At 59.4% G+C, this 15,756-nt stretch carries 17 protein-coding genes; 5 read left to right on the forward strand and 12 right to left on the reverse strand.

The window, feature by feature from the left end; translation table 11 throughout:
- Positions 1 to 2: 2 nt before the first annotated feature.
- Positions 3 to 752, reverse strand: a complete 750-nt coding sequence (locus AKJ29_RS01535; RefSeq protein ID WP_082392474.1) for a GNAT family N-acetyltransferase — start codon at positions 750 to 752, stop codon at positions 3 to 5.
- Positions 749 to 1,477: a competence/damage-inducible protein A gene (locus tag AKJ29_RS01540; protein WP_055187410.1), complete on the reverse strand. Its 729-nt coding sequence runs from the start codon at positions 1,475 to 1,477 to the stop codon at positions 749 to 751. Before AKJ29_RS01540 ends, AKJ29_RS01535 begins: the two co-directional genes overlap by 4 nt.
- Before the next feature lie 38 nt (positions 1,478 to 1,515).
- Between AKJ29_RS01540 and sfsA the strand changes: the two genes are divergently transcribed.
- Positions 1,516 to 2,214 (forward strand): DNA/RNA nuclease SfsA, encoded by a 699-nt coding sequence (gene sfsA / locus AKJ29_RS01545; RefSeq protein WP_055187411.1) that lies wholly within the window; start codon positions 1,516 to 1,518, stop codon positions 2,212 to 2,214.
- Between the two features lie 60 nt (positions 2,215 to 2,274).
- Positions 2,275 to 3,123 (forward strand): type I methionyl aminopeptidase, encoded by an 849-nt coding sequence (gene map, locus AKJ29_RS01550; RefSeq protein ID WP_055187500.1) that lies wholly within the window; start codon positions 2,275 to 2,277, stop codon positions 3,121 to 3,123.
- Between the two features lie 17 nt (positions 3,124 to 3,140).
- On the opposite strand, the gene rsmD is transcribed toward map, so the two are convergent.
- The 8 genes from rsmD to AKJ29_RS01590 all read right to left on the reverse strand — a co-directional run bounded on the left by rsmD (position 3,141) and on the right by AKJ29_RS01590 (position 10,818).
- Positions 3,141 to 3,698 (reverse strand): 16S rRNA (guanine(966)-N(2))-methyltransferase RsmD, encoded by a 558-nt coding sequence (gene rsmD, locus AKJ29_RS01555; protein ID WP_055187412.1) that lies wholly within the window; start codon positions 3,696 to 3,698, stop codon positions 3,141 to 3,143.
- On the reverse strand, positions 3,698 to 4,903 hold the full coding sequence (locus AKJ29_RS01560) for an NAD(P)/FAD-dependent oxidoreductase (protein ID WP_055187413.1): 1,206 nt from the start codon (positions 4,901 to 4,903) through the stop codon (positions 3,698 to 3,700). Before AKJ29_RS01560 ends, rsmD begins: the two co-directional genes overlap by 1 nt.
- A 77-nt stretch (positions 4,904 to 4,980) precedes the next feature.
- Positions 4,981 to 5,274: a 4a-hydroxytetrahydrobiopterin dehydratase gene (locus AKJ29_RS01565; RefSeq protein WP_055187414.1), complete on the reverse strand. Its 294-nt coding sequence runs from the start codon at positions 5,272 to 5,274 to the stop codon at positions 4,981 to 4,983.
- Positions 5,271 to 6,452: a GNAT family N-acetyltransferase gene (locus tag AKJ29_RS01570; protein WP_055187415.1), complete on the reverse strand. Its 1,182-nt coding sequence runs from the start codon at positions 6,450 to 6,452 to the stop codon at positions 5,271 to 5,273. Before AKJ29_RS01570 ends, AKJ29_RS01565 begins: the two co-directional genes overlap by 4 nt.
- Positions 6,453 to 6,483: 31 nt before the next feature.
- On the reverse strand, positions 6,484 to 7,239 hold the full coding sequence (locus AKJ29_RS01575) for a glycerophosphodiester phosphodiesterase family protein (RefSeq protein WP_055187416.1): 756 nt from the start codon (positions 7,237 to 7,239) through the stop codon (positions 6,484 to 6,486).
- Entirely contained in the window at positions 7,236 to 7,697 is a 462-nt protein-coding gene (locus AKJ29_RS01580; RefSeq protein ID WP_055187417.1) for a RidA family protein, read from the reverse strand. Before AKJ29_RS01580 ends, AKJ29_RS01575 begins: the two co-directional genes overlap by 4 nt.
- A 74-nt stretch (positions 7,698 to 7,771) precedes the next feature.
- Positions 7,772 to 9,085 (reverse strand): HlyD family type I secretion periplasmic adaptor subunit, encoded by a 1,314-nt coding sequence (locus AKJ29_RS01585; RefSeq protein ID WP_055187418.1) that lies wholly within the window; start codon positions 9,083 to 9,085, stop codon positions 7,772 to 7,774.
- On the reverse strand, positions 9,082 to 10,818 hold the full coding sequence (locus AKJ29_RS01590; protein WP_055187419.1) for a type I secretion system permease/ATPase: 1,737 nt from the start codon (positions 10,816 to 10,818) through the stop codon (positions 9,082 to 9,084). Before AKJ29_RS01590 ends, AKJ29_RS01585 begins: the two co-directional genes overlap by 4 nt.
- Positions 10,819 to 11,045: 227 nt before the next feature.
- Here AKJ29_RS01590 and AKJ29_RS01595 point away from each other — a divergent pair, with 227 nt between their 5' ends.
- Positions 11,046 to 11,774 carry an MlaA family lipoprotein gene (locus AKJ29_RS01595; protein WP_055187420.1) on the forward strand — a complete coding sequence of 243 codons (729 nt, stop codon included), beginning with the start codon at positions 11,046 to 11,048 and terminating at the stop codon, positions 11,772 to 11,774.
- The gene (locus AKJ29_RS01600) at positions 11,767 to 12,363 is read left to right on the forward strand and encodes an MlaC/ttg2D family ABC transporter substrate-binding protein (RefSeq protein ID WP_235477219.1); all 597 of its coding nucleotides are present in this window, start codon (positions 11,767 to 11,769) and stop codon (positions 12,361 to 12,363) included. The genes AKJ29_RS01595 and AKJ29_RS01600 overlap by 8 nt, the downstream gene beginning before the upstream one ends.
- A gap of 69 nt (positions 12,364 to 12,432) precedes the next feature.
- Here AKJ29_RS01600 and AKJ29_RS01605 read toward each other — a convergent pair whose 3' ends face one another.
- Together AKJ29_RS01605 and AKJ29_RS01610 are read right to left on the reverse strand one after the other, a co-directional pair.
- Positions 12,433 to 12,717 carry a hypothetical protein gene (locus AKJ29_RS01605; RefSeq protein WP_055187422.1) on the reverse strand — a complete coding sequence of 95 codons (285 nt, stop codon included), beginning with the start codon at positions 12,715 to 12,717 and terminating at the stop codon, positions 12,433 to 12,435.
- A gap of 149 nt (positions 12,718 to 12,866) precedes the next feature.
- Positions 12,867 to 15,083 (reverse strand): transglycosylase domain-containing protein, encoded by a 2,217-nt coding sequence (locus AKJ29_RS01610; RefSeq protein ID WP_055187423.1) that lies wholly within the window; start codon positions 15,081 to 15,083, stop codon positions 12,867 to 12,869.
- Positions 15,084 to 15,417: 334 nt separating this feature from the next.
- On the opposite strand from AKJ29_RS01610, the gene AKJ29_RS01615 reads away from it, so the two are divergent.
- Positions 15,418 to 15,756: a P-II family nitrogen regulator gene (locus tag AKJ29_RS01615; RefSeq protein ID WP_055187501.1), complete on the forward strand. Its 339-nt coding sequence runs from the start codon at positions 15,418 to 15,420 to the stop codon at positions 15,754 to 15,756.

Raw genomic sequence — 15,756 nt, forward strand, 5'->3', positions numbered from 1 at the left:
CCTCAGGCTTGTTTTGCGCGATAATGGTAATGGCCCACCAGATGCATGCCAAGGTCGGCGTAAAGCGGGTTGGCGGCGTGGTTGCCCTGCGTGACGATCAGAGACAGGTATTTGGCACCATGTTCCTCGGCCCAGATCGCTGCCTGGCGCAGCAGGTTGCGCGCGGTGCCCATCCGGCGCAACTCCTCATCGACATGCAGCGCATGAACCATGGCGATGTCGTCATGAATGCCCACAAACCCGACACCTGACGGGGTGTCATCCGTGCGTGCCAGCAGGCCGGTCTTGACGCAGTTTGCACGCTCCATCACGGCCTGGCGCCCTTCGCCAATCCCACCGCGTTCCCACAGCTCCTGCATCACGGCAAGCTTTGGCCAGATCGCAAAAGCCGACACCGGAGGAGGGGTTTCGCGGGACAGGTCCCCAATCGGAGAGACCCATATATTTACCTCGTCCACCCGATCATACCCATGGGTTTCCAGCATCTCATCCAGATGTTCGTCACCTGCGCGGATCTGAAACAGGGGGGCTTGGCCCATATCCCGCATCGCTTTTTCGGCCGCAGGCAGGTCGGCTTCGGTGGTCGGCCAGTTTTCGGTTGCGGCGGAAACACGTTTTCCACCCCCTTGCCCGTCGCGCACGATCCAGGCGCCGATACGATCGGTGCTCGCGGCAGGCCAGGTCGCTTCGCAGACCTCGATCAGCGTTTCGGCGCTGGGCAATTCCAGATGCAGCTTGGCGTTGGCGGTCATTTGTCCTCCGGGAATAATTGTTTAAGGGTGGTCATGGCATCAGACAGGCGCGCGGGCTCGGTGCCGCGCAGCACGATATTCGCACCATACACCCCTTCATGTATGAATGGGTAGGAGCCAATCGACAAATCGGAAAATTTCGCAGCGACCTCGGCAAGTGGTCCCGCCAGATCGCCTTCGCCGCGATTGATACGAAGGGTTTGCGATATAAGCGGCGCCCCGCCGGTGAGTTGTGGCAGCACGCTCGCCACCATCGCTTTGAAGACGCTGGGCACGCCCGCTAGGACATGCACATTTTCAAGCGTGAACCCCGGGGCGATGGATACCGGGTTGTCGATCAGCGTGGCGCGATCGGGGATCCGCGCCATGCGCTGGCGCGCGGCGTTGAATTCACGTCCCTCGCGCGCGTAATAGGCTGCCAGAAGATCATGGGCATCGGCGCGAATGTCGATATGGTCGTCAAATGCTTCGGCAATGCAATCGGCGGTGATGTCATCATGGGTCGGGCCGATCCCACCGGATGTGAACACATGGTCATAGGTGCTGGACAAAGCCCGCACCGCGCCAATGATGGTCGGCGCCTCGTCCGGCACCACCCGCACTTCCTTGAGGTCAATGCCGCGTTGGGTCAATTCACTTGCCAGATAATGCATGTTTGCATCGCGGGTGCGTCCCGACAGGATTTCATCGCCAATGACTAGCATGGCGGCGGTGGGATTTGCCATCACTTGCTCCTTTTCTGTCTTCGGTATAGGCCGGGGATATGCAATTTCCCACCCCCCTGATCCCCGCCCGCCTGGTCAAACGCTACAAACGCTTTCTGGCGGATGCAGTGCTTGAGGATGGAAGCGAGGTGACCGCGCATTGCGCAAATCCCGGTTCGATGATGGGGCTGGCGGTGCCCGGCAGCCGGATCTGGCTGGAGCCCAATGAGGACCCCAAGAAAAAGCTCAAATTCGGCTGGCGCCTGGTGGAGCACGAGAACGGGCATTTCACGGGGGTAGACACCTCTGTTCCAAACCGTGCGCTGAAAGCGGCGCTTGAGGCCCGCGCCTTTCCTGAACTGGGGGCGTATGATCAGGTGCGACCTGAGGTGAAATATGGCGAGAAGAGCCGGATAGATTTCCTGCTGCAAGGCGCTGCGCTGACATATGTCGAAGTGAAATCCGTCACCCTTTCGCGCGAGGCGGGGCTGGCCGAATTTCCCGACAGTGTGACCGCCCGCGGGGCCAAGCATCTGGCTGAACTGGAAAAAATGGTGGGGGAAGGGCATCGGGCGGTGATGTTCTATCTGGTTCAGCGCACGGATTGCGATCGTTTCGACCTTGCCCGGGATATCGACCCGACCTATGCCGCAGCTTTTGATCAGGCCCGTGCGGCAGGGGTTGAGGTGATCTGTTATGATACGGTGATCAGTCCGGAAGGTGTCGATATTGGCAAGCCTCTGGCGATTCTCGCCTGACTGGCCTATTTAAGGCGCAAAGGGGCCATGCGGCCCGGGATACGTTGAAGGATGACGTCGATGGATGACAAGATGCGCGTGACCAGGGAAGGGATCCGCCTCTATAACCCCGAGGATTTTGAAGGCATGCAGGCGGCGGGCCAACTGGCTGCTGAGATCCTCGACCGGATTGCACCGATGGTGGCGCCGGGGGTGACCACGGCTGAGCTTGATAAGGCGATCGAGGATATGGTGGACGAAGCGGGCGCCGTGTCCGCCACGATCGGTTACAAAGGGTATAAACACGCCTCGTGCATCTCGCTCAATCACGTGGTGTGTCACGGTATCCCCGGCTCGAAAGTGCCGAAAGGCAAGAACGAGAAATCTGCGCGCAAACATGATGAACTGATCGACGGTGATATTCTGAATGTCGACGTGACCGTGATTGTTGACGGCTGGTATGGCGACACGTCACGTATGTATAAAGTCGACAATATCAAACCCTTCGCGGACCGCCTGATCAATGTCACCCATCAGGCTCTGATGGAAGGGATTGCAGCGGTCAAGCCGGGCAACACCTTTGGTGACATCGGGCACGCGATCCAGAAATACGTGGAAGCGCAGAAAATGTCCGTGGTGCGTGACTTCTGCGGGCATGGTCTGGGACGGGTGTTCCACGCCCCCCCCAACGTGCTGCATTACGGTCGGCCAGGCTCCGGTCCGGTCCTGGAGGAAGGGATGTTTTTCACCATTGAACCGATGGTCAATCTGGGTCGCCCTGACACAAGGATCCTGGGTGATGACTGGACCGCGATCACCCGCGACAAATCCCTGTCAGCTCAGTTTGAGCACTCGGTTGGCGTGACCGCAGAAGGGTGTGAAATCTTCACCCTCTCCCCCGCAGGAAAGTTCCACCCAACCTGGGAGTGATACCGGAAGGCGGCGGTTTATTGCGCCGGCTCGCAGATCGAAATCACCGTGTCGCCATAGCGGCGGCTGTCCAGTAGCCGGATGCCCTCTGGCAGGGTGATCTCGGTGTTTTCTTCCCAGACGATCACCGCATCCGGCGCGATCCAGCCCCCGGCGATGGCTGAGGTCAGTGCCTTTTCTCCCAGACCTTTGCCATAAGGTGGGTCAAGGAAGATCAGGTTATGCGCCGTGCCTTCCGGCAGTCGGGTGGCATCCCGTTTGACCACTGTCACCTCGTCCTGACAGCGGCATTTGGCGATGTTTTCCCGGATGAGAGAAAGAGCCTTTCGCCCATCATCCACCAGCGTGACATGGGCGGCCCCGCGTGAAAGCGCCTCGAGCCCCAGCGCGCCGGTCCCCGCAAACAGGTCCAGCACGCGGGCCTCATTGATCGGGTCGCCAAACCGACCACCTGTCAGCATGGAAAAAAGGCTCTCGCGCACCCGGTCGGTGGTGGGGCGCAGATGGGCCCCCGCATCCCCTTTGCCAACGCTTGCCAGTGCGAGCCCGCGAAATCTGCCAGAAATAATCCGCATTACATCAACGACTTCAGTTCAATACCTGGGTCCGCTACGGCCTTCGGGGCTGGTGACTTTCCGGCTTCGATAAGCCGTTTTCCAATCATATAGGCGCGTGGATCATTGGCAGCATCCACCGCCAAAAGCGTGTCGCCCTGATAATACCAAAAGCTGACTGCGCCCTCTTTGTCGCCGGAGCGCGTGATCACCTGATCATATCCTGTGTTCAGACCCGCGATCTGGAGTTTTACGTCATATTGGTCGGACCAGAACCAGGGCCTGGCCAGATACTCCACGTCCTCCCCCATCATGTTGCGCGCGACCACTTCCGCCTGATCAATTGCGTTTGGCACACTTTCCAGCCGGATCCGCTCGCCCCGATACGGGAAGGAAGCACAGTCCCCGGCCGCCCAGATGTCGGGGGCTGATGTGCGCCCCTTTGCATCGGTCTTGATCCCGTTTTCGATCTCAATCCCGGCTGCTTCAGCGAGGGTGGTGTTTGCAGTGATCCCGACGCCAACAATGACAAAATCCACCTCAAGCGCGGTCCCATCGGAAAGCCGCGCGCCCGAGATGCGCCCCTCTCCGGTCAGGGTTTCCAGGCCGGCCCCCTCCAGGATCCTGACCCCATGGGTCGTGTGCAGTGTGCGGAAATAATCGGAGGTTTCCGGTGCCGCAACCCGTTGCAGGATCCGGTCTGCCATTTCCACCAGCGTGACCTGAAGCCCCTTTTTGGCGGCAACCGCTGCGGCCTCCAGCCCGATATAACCACCGCCGACAATCAACACCCGGCGCCCTTCGGAAAACTCGGGTTCCATCCTGTCGACGTCACCGAGCGTGCGGACCACATGCACGCCTGCCAAATCGCCGCCAATCGCGGCGGGCAGGTGACGCGGGGCGGACCCGGTGGTCAAAGCCAGCTGGTCATAGGCAAGGCGTTCATCACCGATCACCACCTGTTTTGCGGCAACGTCAATCGCGTCCACGCGGGTGCCGAGCCGCAACGTGATGTCCTGCTCTGCATAAAAACTTTCGGGCCGCAGGTAGAGCCGTTCAAGCGCCATGTCCCCCAAGAGATAGGCTTTGGACAGGGGCGGGCGTTGATAAGGGGGGGCACTCTCTTCACCAATCAGGGTCACTTGCCCGTCAAAGCCGGAATTGCGCAGCTTCGCCACAAGGGATGCGCCCGCCTGACCTGCACCGATCACAATGATATGGCTCATGTTCTTCTCCTGATCCGGGCCTTCTGGACCCGCCCTGTGTCTATCCCGAAATGCTTTAACGATTTCAGCAGAAAATCCTAGCCCGCAAGCGCATCAAGCTTTTGTGCAAGCTTCACATCGCGCAGGCTGAGCCCACCGACGTCGTGGGATGTAAGCGTTACATCCACAATATTGTAGATATTGGACCACTCCGGGTGGTGGTTCCATTTTTCGGCAAAAAACGCGGCGCGGGTCATGAAGCCAAATGCATCGACAAAGTCGGAGAACCGGAATGCCTTGTGGATGGCGTCACGATCATCGGTGATACGCCACCCATTGTTCAGAAGCGGCGGCAAGTGCGTGTTGCGTTCTTCCTCAGTCAGCTGTGTCATCTTTCGTCCTCTGCGGGTTTGCGAAACGGGCTCAGCTCCTGCAAGGCCTCCATGTCCTCACGAAGAAACGCGGCCTCCTCGCGCAGGAAACGGTCAATTGCCGCGCGCAAACCTTCATCGGCAATCCAGTGCAATGAATGGGTGCACGTGGGGATATAGCCGCGTGCGTGTTTGTGTTCGCCCTGTGCCCCGGCTTCGACCCGAGAAAGCCCGTGGCGCAGGGCGTATTCGATGGCCTGATAATAGCACAGTTCGAAATGCAGGCAGGGGTGATGCTCGGTTGCCCCCCAATAACGACCAAAAAGCGTGTCTCGACCGATGAAGTTCAACGCGCCCGCGACCGGTGCCCCATTTCGCTGGGCCAGAAGCAGCAACACATCATCGCGCATCTCTTCCTGGACAAGATCAAAGAACGCTCGGGTCAGGTAGGGGCTGCCCCATTTGCGCGCCCCGGTGTCTTGATAAAAGGACCAGAAGGCATCCCAGTGTTCCGGGCGCAGCTCCGCTCCGGTCAGGGATACAATCTCGCCGCCAAAACCCTGCGCGACCCTCCGTTCCTTACGGATCGCTTTGCGTTTGCGAGAGGTCAGGCTGTCCAGATAGCTGTCAAAATCCGCAAACCCGGAATTTGCGAAATGATATTGCACCCCGTCGCGTGGCAAAAGGCCCATCGCTTCACCCGCCTTGCGTTCCTCTTCGGTGCAAAAGGTGATGTGGAGCGATGAAAGCTCATTGTCAGCGGCGATCTGAACCGCCCCCTGCACCAGGGCTGCGCGCCCGATGCTGTCATATCCCGGCCGGGTCAGGAAGCGACGCCCGGTGACCGGGGTGAAGGGGACGGCGATTTGCAGTTTGGGGTAATATCGCCCACCTGCCCGGTCGAGAGCATTGGCCCAGCTGTGATCAAACACATATTCGCCCTGGCTGTGGGATTTTGCGTAAAGCGGCGCGCAGGCGATCAACTGCCCTTCCGTGTGAACCGTCAGGTAATGCGGCTGCCAGCCGCTTTGCCCCCCGACGCTGCCGGATTTTTCGAGGGCAGAGAGAAAGCGATAGGTGGTGAACGGGTCAAAGGCCCGCCCGTTTATGGCCTCGGGGCAGGCACAGGCATCCCAATCCGCAGCAGAAATGGCGGAAAGTGAAGCATGGGCGCGGATTTCGATCTGGCTGTCAGTCACCGGCCCATTGAGGCAGCCACCGCGCGGGGGGTCAAGCCTCGTACCCTTCGAAGGTCACGTTGTCTGCAATCTGTCGGGCAGTCTTTTCGACCTCTTGCGAACGCACCGTCCAGCACAGAACCGGCAATCCGCGATCCTTCAACCGACGCACCGCAGGGTTGGTCAGGTCATTGATGTCATGGCTGATGAAACTCGCCCCGACGCGGTCAAAATCCGGGATGTCGCGCAGTTGGCGACGGGTCGCGGCGGGCAGCAAGGGCCAGTCCTCCTGCAAATAGGCGCAGGTGACCAGTCCAAGCGGCAGATCGCGTCGGTGTTTTGCAAATTCGGCGATGGCATGGGGGTTGAAGGACATGATTGCCACATCCCCCTTGTAGTGTTCCAGGCACTGGGCCGCAGCCTGTTCCAGTTGGCCGGTGCGTGGCCCCATTGCCCCGTCCTGATCCTTGATCTCGACCAGAAGCGGAACCCGCCCCGCCACCAGCGCCAACACCTCGTCAAAGCTGGGGATCCCCTCATTCCCGCCGCGCAACCCAATGGCGCCAAGCTCATCCGCGCGGCGCTGCTGAATGGGTCCCGTTGCGTCAGCAAGGCGGGCGAGATCATAGTCGTGAAAAACCATTGCCTGCCGGTCCTTTGACAATTGCAGGTCAATCTCGATGCCGTAACCGCGCTCCACCGCCGCTTCGATCGCGGCGCGGGAATTTTCCGGCCGGCCATTTTTCACGTCATGAAAAGCGCGGTGTGCGATGGGAGCGGTGAAGAATGAGGGGGGAAGGGGCGTCATTTGACTTCGAAAATCCCTTCGATTTCCACGGCAACGCCGAAGGGCAGGCTGGCTGCCGAAACGGCGGAACGGGCATGACGACCGGCGTCTCCGAGAGCTTCGACCATAAAGTCGGACGCGCCGTTGATCACCTTGGGCTGATCTCCAAAATCAGCTGTCGAGTTTACAAAACCCACCAGTTTTACCACACGAACCAGACGATCGAGGTCTCCGCCGCAAGCGGCCTTGACCTGTGCCAACAGGGCAATGGCGCATTGGCGGGCGGCGGCGGCCCCGGCTTCTGCATCCAGGTCCTGCCCCAGTTTTCCGGCGATGAAAGCGCCATCCTTCATCGAGATCTGCCCGGAGACATGCACCAGGTTGCCGACCTGTGCATAAGGCACATAGTTGGCGGCGGGGGCAGGGGCGTCGGGCAGGGTGACGCCGATTTCGGCCAGTCGTTGTTCAAATCCGCTCATGTCGCGTCTCTCCTCATGTCATTTCCCCGGACGCTAGCCTGCTTCCGGGGTTGGGAAAAGGCGAAATGCGTCCATTAGCGATCCCGAAACGCCTTGGTGAAATAATCGGTGAACGGTTTCACCAGATAGGCGAATGGTGTCTGTTCCTGCGTTCGGGCAAAGCCTGTCACCGGCATGCCGGGCAGTAAGGTGGCCCCTTCGGGCAGTTTCTGTATTTCACCCTCCTTCAGCGCAATCTCGACGCGATAGAAGCTTTCCCCGGTGCTTTCATTGCGGAACGCATCAGGGGAAACGGTGACCACGGTTCCAAGCAGATCGGGGGGGGTACGGGTGGAAAAGGTTGAAAACTGCAGCCGCACTTCCTGTCCGACATGGACCTGATCTATGTGCAGCGGGCTGACCTGTGCGGCGATGCGCAGGGGGCGGTCCTGCGGTACCAGAAACAGCACCGTGTCGGCCGGTCGCAGCACCGAGCGTTCGGCAAAGATCTGCATCCCATGCACCACGCCGGACACGGGCGCGCGGATGTCGAGGCGACGCATCTGTTCACGTAGACTGATCCGTTGTTCGGCCAGTTCCAGCCGGGTGGTTTCCATGTCGCGGAGCGCGGAAATTGCCTCTTCGCGTCCTTGGGCCGCAAGCTGGGTAATCTGCAGCTCAATCTCGGTCATACGCCCGGCGGCCTGCGCACGCCCTGCAATAAGTTCTCCGATGCGGCCGGCCAGAGAGGCCTCCTCGCGTTGCAGTGCCAGAACCCGGCTGGCCTGAGTTAAGCCTTTTTCAAGTAACGATTTTTGACTGGCCAATTCTGCGCGGATCAATTCCAGCTGCCGGTTCAGCGCCGTTTCCTGTGCCTGCAGGCCGGAGATCTGGCTGTTGATCTGGCCTGCGCGTTTGCGCAGTTGTTCGGTCTGTGAGGCGCGTGTTGCGCGGCGGGAGACAAACAGGCGTTCCTGTCCTGCCACCAGCGCGGCGATGTCTGGATGGGTTTGTGCTGCATTCAGAAGTTCCGGCGCAAAGCTGAGCGTGTCCAGATTGTCCCTTTCCGCAACCAGCCGCGCGCTGCGCGCCAATAGTTCGAAATACTGGCCTTCGACCACATTTAGACGGGATTGCAGAAGGGTGGCATCCAGCCGGATCAGGACTTCGCCAGCCTCTACCAGATCCCCTTCTTTCACTTTGATATCCGCAACAACGCCGCCATCGGGATGCTGCACAATCTGCCGGTTCTGCTCGACTTCGATGGCGCCGGGAATGATCACCGCACCTGAGATACTGGCCAGGAGTGACCATGACCCGAACCCGCCAATCAGGAAGATCAGCGCCAGGATGCCAAGGGTCAGGGGGCGTCGGGCAGAGAAGGGGCTGGTGGGGGAGGGCTGTGTCATTGCACGCCTCCTTGCCCCTGTTGGGATCTGATCTGCTGGGCGTTTTTCACATGTCTGGCGAGAATTTCATCGCGCGGGCCGAAGCTGCGCACTGTCCCCGCTTCCAGCATCAAAAGCAGGTCGCATTCGGCAATGGCTGCGGGGCGGTGGGCCATGATGATGACACATCCCTGCCGGGATTTGATGTCTCGGATCGCCTTGTTCAGGGCGAGTGTCCCTTCATTATCAAGGTTCGAGTTCGGCTCATCCAACACCAAAACCACGGGTTCGCCGTAAAGCGCGCGGGCCAGGCCGATGCGCTGCATCTGCCCACCGGACAACATGCCGCCGGACCCGGAGATATGGGTGTCATAACCGTCAGGCAGGCGCAGGATCATGTCATGTGCATCAGCCCGGCGAGCGGCCTCAACCACCTTTTCATGGTCGGGCCGCAGGGCCAGCCCGGCGATGTTTTCCGCAATAGTGCCGTCAAACAGGGTGATGCGTTGCGGCAGATACCCGATATGCTGCCCCAAAACAGCGGGATCAAACTGTTCTAGTGCGGCACCATCCAGACGCATTTTCCCTCCTGCTGGTGACCAGGCGCCGGTGATGACCCGCGCAAGTGTTGACTTGCCGGACCCGGAAGGACCGATGACCCCGAGCGCCTGCCCTGGAGCGAGTGAAAAATTCACCATCCGCAGATTGGCCGCGTTCTGTCCCGGCGGCACCACGGTAACGTTTTCAGCGGTCAGTTCCGCGCGGGGGCGCGGCAGTTGCATCCGCTTGGGATCTTGCGGGATTTCCGCAAGGAGTTCCGACAGTCCCCGCCAGCCCGAACGCGCGCGTTGCACCACCTGCCACTGCCCAATGGCCAGATCCACCGGGGCAAGTGCGCGACCCAGCAGGATGGAGCCTGCGATCATGGCGCCGGGGGAGATCTCACCCTGAATGGCCAGGTATGCGCCCAGCCCCAGCATGGCAGATTGCAAAAACAGTCGGAATGTCTTGGACAGGGCCGAGAAGCGGCCCAATTGATCTGCGCTGGTCAGATTTTCGACAAGGGCGCGATGGCGGACCTGATACCAGCGATCAAAGGCGGCATCCTGCATTCCCAGCGCGCGGATCATCTCGGCCTCGGCCTGGAGCTGTGCCAGCATGTGTTCAGCTTGGGAACTTGCCGCCTGTGCCTGGGCGACAGGGGGCAGGGTGCGGATCTGGTTCAGGATCGCGATGACCACCAGAACCAGGCCACCGGCAACCGCCAGAGCCCCCAGCCATGGGTGGAAAATGGCAATTGCCAAAAGGAAAATTGGCGTCCAGGGAATATCGAACACAGCCGTAAAAACAGGGCTGGAGACAAAGCGCTGCACGGCTTCCAGATCCCGCAGGCTATTGCTGTGGCTGGCGGTGCCGGAGTGTTTGGCCAACCGCCGCAGAGAGGAGGAGAACACCCGTCGTTCCAGATCGGTCTGAAAGCCCGCGCCGATCCGACCAAGAACCCTGCCGCGGGTGTAATCAAGCACCCCCATAACAAGAAAAAGGAAGGCCATGACAAGTGTCAGCCCGACCAGTGTTTCAATGCTTTGTGATCCCAGCACCCGGTCATAGACCTGTAGCATGTAGATCGGACCGGTCAGCATGAGCAGATTGACGACAACAGAGAAAACTCCGGCAGCCACAAGTAATCCCCGGTAATTACGCCACACACGGCGCAGTTCCTCTTTGCCGTTTTCCAGAATGTCCTGTCGCATCGTACCTCGATTTCGTTCACCCAACATACTCAAATAACCTTCATAATGTACAAAAATATCACTCAGAGCGTGCTTGGCATTCTGTCGCCAAATAGTCACATCTCAGCCTTCAAAACCGTTGCCCTCTGGGCATTCACGTCCCAATCTCTATGTGTTTGTTGGGTATATATACCACTTAAAGGGGGCAGGCCACTGGGATTCGGACGTGGCTTGTCTGGCTGCTGACGATGAAAAAGACGCATGTTTTTGCCGCGATCATGCTGATTGTGCTGGGCGCCTGTGCCAAGGCGCCTGTGCCTGCCGGATATGATGACCCGCATGAGGCGCAGAACCGGCGCACTCATAAGGCGAATATCACTCTTGACCGGATGCTGGTCAGTCCGGCCGCGCAGGTCTATGGCCAGGTCCCGAAACCAACCCGCACGGCGGTTGCCAATTTCGCGGATAACGCCAGCCTTCCGGGAGCTGTGGTGAACAAGCTGCTGCAGGGGCAGATCGACGACGCGGTGCACAATACGGTGCGTTTCCTGTTCAACAGTGCCTTTGGTCTATTGGGATTGTTTGACGTGGCCAGCGATATCGGACTGGAAGAACGCGAGAGTGATTTTGGCGAAACCCTGCATGTCTGGGGCATGGCCGAAGGGGATTACGTGGTGCTGCCCTTCTTTGGGGCCTCTACCGAACGCGACACGCTTGGCATTGTCGGAGATTTCGTGATGAACCCGCTCGGCTATGTTTTGCCGACGGGCTGGACCAATGTGCCGAAAGGTGCTTGGGTGATGTCGAAATTCGGTGATCGCTATGATTTCGCCGATAGTGTTGACAGCATTCTTTACAGCGAGGGCGACGGCTACGCGACCTTGCAGCTCTATTATCTCGACAGCCGCCGGTATGAGTTGGGGCAGGTGGTCGAAGATGGTGAACTTGATGATTTGTATGAGGCGTATGATGGGTAAGATGACATTCATGAACCGACGCACGGTATTGGCTGGCATGGCCGCCATGGTTGCTTTGCCGGGGGCGGCGCTTGCAGCGATTTCCGCTGGTCAGGCTGAAAAGCTGATTGGCAAGGTGGTTGCGGATATCAACTCGATCATCAATTCCGGCATGTCGGAAAGCAAGATGATCAGTCGCTTTGAAGGGGTGTTCCGGCAATATGCGGATACCGACTTTATCGCACTGGCCGCACTGGGTGTTGACGGTCGCTCGGCCTCGGCATCGCAGAAAAGCGCGTTCACCAAGGCCTTCACCGGGTATATCGCAAATCGCTACGGCAGCCGTTTTCGTGAGTTCGAAGGGGGCAAGATCGAGGTGGTCAGCTCCAAACAGGTGAAAAGCCGTTTCGAAGTTCTGACCATGACCAAATTGCAGGGCAAGGCGCCCTTCGATGTGGTATTCATCGTGTCCTCGAAAAATGGCAAATTTATCGATATGCAGGTCGAAGGCATCTCGATCGTGAAATCCGAGCGCAAGGAAATCGGCGCCATGCTGGACAAGCGCAAGGGGGATCTGGATCTGTTGATCCGGGATCTGGCCAAATACTGATTGGCGTATCCGGTCAAAGAGTAAAACCTGGCCCCATCGTGGGTCGGGTTTTTTTGTGGGCGGGGCGGCTCAGCTCAGCAGCAGCGATGACATGCCAGCGGCAAAAACGATCATGAACCCTGCCAGCATCATTGCCCAATGCAGGAAACCGATCCGGGCCATGCGGATGTGGCTGGCGCGCAGCGGATCGCCGAACGGACGCTGATAGCCCGCGTAAAGGGTCGCAAGACGCAGGTCGAGCTTTTGCCCGCTGGCCCGCAGTGCTGCAAATTCCTGACGTCGGGACGTTATCCAGAACGACAGGAGGACCGCAGGAATGACCATCACGGCAGCGGCATCAATCAACCAGTTCATATGGGGCTCCGACCTTGATTCGCGTTGGGCGATTTGCGGGCCTCACATGTCATTGCTGAGGGGGATCTGCAACGCGATTTTGGGGTCGCAAGGTCGATCCCCCGATCCTTTCGGTCAGATCAATTCTCCGGGCCTCAATTGTCGACGCCTCAATTCCCCTGGCCAAAGATGCCGCGGATCACATTGATCAGCACATCCTCAACCACATCCCCCAGATTGGTGCCTTCCTGCGAGGGGGCACGCGGCGCCGTTCCGGTATCGGATGAAAACGTATCGCCTTCAAACTGAGGGGCTGCATTGGGGCGGATCATGGGAAGGGGGCGGGCGGGGAGGTCTGTATGGATTTTGGCCATGGCGTGTTGCCAGATTTCGGCGGGCAGGCCGCTGCCGGTGACGCCCTTCAGCGGGGTGTTGTCATCATATCCCATCCAGACCCCGGCCACGTAATCGGCCGTGAACCCGATAAACCATGCATCCTTGGCGCTTTGGGTGGTGCCGGTTTTCCCGGCCACTTCACGCCCCTTGATCTGTGCGCGAAAGCCCGAACCTTTTTCGACAACCTGGTTCATCATATAGACCAGCTGCTCGGCTGCGCGGGGGGTGATAACGCGCTCACCCATGCCGCCTGTCTGCGTCATCAACGGGTCCTTGTCGCCCACCAATGTCAGTTCGGTCAGCCCGTAAGGGGTGACCGATGACCCGCCATTGAGGATCCCGGCATAGGCCCCGGTGGTTTCCAGCAGCGAGCTTTCCGACACCCCCAATGCAAGAGCCGGCCCGGCGGCGAGGTCGCTTTCAATGCCAAAGCTCTCGGCCACGGTTCTGACGGCCTCTCGTCCCACGGTTTCAGAAATCTTCACGGCGGGGACGTTCAGGGATTTGCTCAGTGCCTCGGTCAGGCTGACATTGCCGTAATGCTTGCGGGTGTAGTTTTTCGGGCACCATTGGCCAGAGCCGGGAACGTTCAGGCAATAGGGCTCGTCCAGCACGAAATCATTCCAATTATAGCCCAGATCCAGGGCCGCCGCATAAACGAAAGGTTTGAACGAAGAGCCGGTCTGGCGCTTTGCCTGGGTGGCCCGGTTGAACGCCCCCACGACGCGTTTTTCGCGCCCCCCCACCATGGCACGCACGGCGCCGTCGGCGCTCATCACCACAATGGCGGCCTGGGCTTTTGATCCTTCGCGCACCTTGTTTTCGAACACCCAGTCGATAGCGTCTTCGGCGGCGGTCTGGATAGCCGGGTCGAGGGTGGATTTGATCACCACATCCTCGGTTGTTTTGCGGGTAAGGAAGGCGGGCAGGTCGCGCATGATCCAGTCGGCAAAATACCCCCCTGCCTGCGCCTTGGCTGCGGCGGACAAGGTGGCGGGATTGTCCTGATACTTCTTTTCGTCTGCGGTTGAGATATAGCCCTGTTCACGCATCAAACGTAGCACGGTGGCCGCACGATCCTGAGAGCGTTTCAGGTCGTTGGTCGGTGCATAAATCGACGGTTTGGGCAGCATACCAGCCAGCATCGCCGCTTGTGCCGGGGTCAGGTCGGATGCGGGAATGGCAAAATACCGGCGTGCGGCTGCGTCAAACCCGTGTGACCCCGCGCCCAGATAGGCGCGGTTCAGATAGATGGTCAGGATTTCATTCTTGGAGAACTTTGCCTCCAACGCCATCGCATAGACCGCTTCCTTGATCTTGCGCCACAGAGAGCCTCGGCGGCAATCTGCTTCGTAATCGGCCTCGCTCTCCCACTGGTCCGGGTCGTAGGGCACGCCAAGGCAAAGCAGCTTCGCCACCTGTTGGGTGAGGGTTGAGCCCCCGTGGCCAGACAAGGGCCCGCGCCCTTCACGCATATTGATACGAATGGCAGAGGCAACGCCGCGCGGGCTGACGCCCAAGTGGCGGTAAAAGCGTTTGTCTTCCGAGGCCACAACCGCATCGCGCAGATATGGGCTGACAGTTTCTGTGGTCACGGTGCCGCCACGCTGATCGCCGCGCCAGGCGTAAACCTGCCCGTATCGGTCCAGAATGGTCACCGACCCCTTGGCCCGCCCGTCCAGCATGGCGGTCAGTTCCGGCATGGTCGAGGCGAAATAGAACACGGCCAGACCGATAATCAGCGCCACAACAAGCGCCCCTTTCCAGATCAGCCTCCACGTCAACCGGATCAGCCATTGCACCATGCGGACCGGCCACATCAGGATGCCGCCGCCACCCTTATTGCCACCCCCGCCATTTGGTCTGGGGCTGCGTTTGGGGGATTTTGCCTTCGCCGGTTTCTTTGCAGCAGGCTTTTTGGCAGCTGCTGCGGGAGACGGGTAGCGTTTGTCCGCCACCAGAACGGGGCGTTTTCGGCCGGATTGGCTCATTATAGTCAGGTCCAGTTTTGGGGGCCGGTTTTGCGGTCCAGGTCTGCTCGTTGGGGCCAAGGTAACGAATCAACACCGATCTGTGTAGCCCGATCCTGTCCCCTGAGCGAGCTTTCCCACGGTGATTGCGCAAGGAACCGCACGCTTTCCCAATGGTGAAAAAATGGGCAAACCCGTTTTGCACGCGCAGCATTTTTTCGCAGCCTTCGTTTTCCGCCCAATAAATCCCGGCTTTCCCGACCGTCCCCCTGCCTATTTCCCGGCAAAGGCGCCCCGATAGGGGGGACGGCGTGATTTGGTTTTGCGCCACCTGGAATACGAAAAGGAGAAAGGCGTGAAACTGATCATTGCAGCGATCAAGCCATTCAAGCTCGACGAGGTGCGTGAGGCGCTCGTGGGGCTTGGAGTGAGCGGCATGATGGTGACGGAAATCAAAGGGTTCGGCATGCAGGCCGGACATACGGAAATCTATCGCGGGGCGGAATATGACGTGAATTTCCTGCCGAAGATGAAGCTGGAAATTGTGGTGGCGGATGATCTGGCGGACGCGGTGGTCGCCACCATCGCCAGGTCAGCCCAGACTGGCAAGATCGGGGATGGCAAGATTTTCACTCTGGATGTCGCCAGTGCCATGCGGGTGCGCACGGGCGAAACGGATATGGATGCAATCTGA

Origin of the sequence: Aliiroseovarius crassostreae (genome assembly GCF_001307765.1) — a bacterium.
Lineage (GTDB): Bacteria > Pseudomonadota > Alphaproteobacteria > Rhodobacterales > Rhodobacteraceae > Aliiroseovarius > Aliiroseovarius crassostreae.

Bases quoted from the DNA above. Each gene is read 5' to 3' on its own strand.
- AKJ29_RS01535 (WP_082392474.1), bottom strand. From the start codon at position 752: ATGACCGCCAACGCCAAGCTGCATCTGGAATTGCCCAGCGCCGAAACG.
- AKJ29_RS01540 (WP_055187410.1), bottom strand. From the start codon at position 1,477: ATGGCAAATCCCACCGCCGCCATGCTAGTCATTGGCGATGAAATCCTG.
- sfsA (WP_055187411.1), top strand. From the start codon at position 1,516: ATGCAATTTCCCACCCCCCTGATCCCCGCCCGCCTGGTCAAACGCTAC.
- map (WP_055187500.1), top strand. From the start codon at position 2,275: ATGGATGACAAGATGCGCGTGACCAGGGAAGGGATCCGCCTCTATAAC.
- rsmD (WP_055187412.1), bottom strand. From the start codon at position 3,698: ATGCGGATTATTTCTGGCAGATTTCGCGGGCTCGCACTGGCAAGCGTT.
- AKJ29_RS01560 (WP_055187413.1), bottom strand. From the start codon at position 4,903: ATGAGCCATATCATTGTGATCGGTGCAGGTCAGGCGGGCGCATCCCTT.
- AKJ29_RS01565 (WP_055187414.1), bottom strand. From the start codon at position 5,274: ATGACACAGCTGACTGAGGAAGAACGCAACACGCACTTGCCGCCGCTT.
- AKJ29_RS01575 (WP_055187416.1), bottom strand. From the start codon at position 7,239: ATGACGCCCCTTCCCCCCTCATTCTTCACCGCTCCCATCGCACACCGC.
- AKJ29_RS01580 (WP_055187417.1), bottom strand. From the start codon at position 7,697: ATGAGCGGATTTGAACAACGACTGGCCGAAATCGGCGTCACCCTGCCC.
- AKJ29_RS01585 (WP_055187418.1), bottom strand. From the start codon at position 9,085: ATGACACAGCCCTCCCCCACCAGCCCCTTCTCTGCCCGACGCCCCCTG.
- AKJ29_RS01590 (WP_055187419.1), bottom strand. From the start codon at position 10,818: ATGCGACAGGACATTCTGGAAAACGGCAAAGAGGAACTGCGCCGTGTG.
- AKJ29_RS01595 (WP_055187420.1), top strand. From the start codon at position 11,046: ATGAAAAAGACGCATGTTTTTGCCGCGATCATGCTGATTGTGCTGGGC.
- AKJ29_RS01600 (WP_235477219.1), top strand. From the start codon at position 11,767: ATGGGTAAGATGACATTCATGAACCGACGCACGGTATTGGCTGGCATG.
- AKJ29_RS01605 (WP_055187422.1), bottom strand. From the start codon at position 12,717: ATGAACTGGTTGATTGATGCCGCTGCCGTGATGGTCATTCCTGCGGTC.
- AKJ29_RS01610 (WP_055187423.1), bottom strand. From the start codon at position 15,083: ATGAGCCAATCCGGCCGAAAACGCCCCGTTCTGGTGGCGGACAAACGC.